This window comes from Micromonospora sp. NPDC005173 (genome assembly GCF_040608515.1).
In the GTDB taxonomy this organism is placed as follows: Bacteria; Actinomycetota; Actinomycetes; order Mycobacteriales; family Micromonosporaceae; genus Micromonospora.
The window spans coordinates 1-1,412 of the sequence record NZ_JBEXIK010000108.1; the positions used below are offsets into that span (position 1 = coordinate 1).

The 1,412-nt window shown below is 69.0% G+C and carries 1 protein-coding gene; it reads right to left on the reverse strand.

Going from position 1 to position 1,412, the window contains the following annotated elements; all coding sequences use genetic code 11:
• Positions 1-17 precede the first annotated feature (17 nt).
• Positions 18-1,181 carry an IS110 family transposase gene (locus ABZV00_RS37790; RefSeq protein ID WP_355615459.1) on the reverse strand — a complete coding sequence of 388 codons (1,164 nt, stop codon included), beginning with the start codon at positions 1,179-1,181 and terminating at the stop codon, positions 18-20.
• Between the last annotated feature and the right edge of the window lie 231 nt (positions 1,182-1,412).

Here is a 1,412-nt window from a genome sequence, read left to right on the forward strand (position 1 = left end):
TCTGGCACCCCTCTGTGTCAAGAGGCCGTGGCGAGGGTTGTTCTAGGCTGGGGTGTGGCGGGTCCGGGAAGTGACTTTTCCGAAGTGTCGATCTCGGGGTTCAGGTCGGCCGCGCTGGATTGCAGAGTCGCCCCCGCGTGTCCTCCCGGACCCGTCCTGACCAGCTTCGCGTCGGCCATCATCTGCCGGTAGACGATGTCGGACAGTCGCCGCTTCAACGCGCGTAGGGCTTCCATCGGGGTCTTGCCCGCGGCCAGTCTGCGCCGGTAGTAGCGGCGTCCTTCGGTGTCACGGCGTAGCTGGACGATGGCCATGATGTGCAGCGTCCGGTTGATGCGCCGGTTCCCGGCTCTGGAGAGCCGGTGGCGGTTCTGGTCGCCGGACGAGGCGTCGATCGGTGCGGTGCCGTTCCACGAGGCGAAGTGGGCGCGGCTGGGAAACCGGTGGATGTCTGCGATGTCGCCGAGCAGGCGGGCCGCGCCGGACGGTCCGATGCCGGTCAGGTCCATCAGCCGGCTTCCGGTGTTGTTGACCAGTTCGGTGAGTTCCTGTTTCGCGGTTTTGATCTTTTTGTCGATGACGCCGAGTTCGCCGATCAGTTCGGAGGCCAGCCGGCGGCGGGTCTTGCCGACTACGTCGCGCGGGCGCACGGTGCCCAGCAGGGCGCGGGCCTGCTGGGCGGACAGGTCCTTTTTCGCGCCGCCGGGCACCAGTTCGAGTAGCAGGTGGTGCAGCCGGGACACCACGTCGGTGCGGGCGCGGCCGAGCTGGTCACGGCGGTCGACGAGCAGCCGTAACGCGACTGTGGTGTCGTCGGTGACGACCTGCCGCAGACCTTCGGTGCGCAGGGCGACCACAGCGACGCTGCGGGCGTCGACCGGGTCGGTCTTGCGGCCCTGACCGGTGGCGAACACCCGGGCCCGGGCGGACAGCTTCGCGGGAACGTCCACGACGGTCTCGCCGTCGGCGACCAGGCGTTGAGCGACGTGCCGGCCGATGCCGTTGCAGCCCTCGACCGCCCAAAGGCGGTCCTTGTGCTTGCGGCCGGCGGCGAGCATGGCCTGGTAGCCGTCGCGGTCGGTGCCGAAGCGGCCCTGCCCGAGCGCCTTCTCCCGGGCGTTGATGATTTCGATGGTGGCGGACCGCTTATGCGGGTCCACGCCGATGATGACCTGGGCCATCGTGTCCTCCCTCGATCCGACGGTGTTCATCGACGGGAGGGCAGCGCTACCTTGAGCCGGGCAGTCCCCTCTTGAGCCTCTCACCGCCGCGGTGACCGGCGGGGCGCACGCCAGATGAGAGCCACACCAACCTGCGGTGGGCAGCCGCGATGAGAGCGACCCCACCGGTCACCTCGACCAAGCCTGGCCGGGCTGCGGTCGTACCACCAGCTAACAGGTAGCCGCGATCCG

What these genes read in the sequence shown, in the direction of transcription:
- ABZV00_RS37790 (WP_355615459.1), bottom strand. Translation starts at nt 1,181, where the DNA reads ATGGCCCAGGTCATCATCGGCGTGGACCCGCATAAGCGGTCCGCCACC.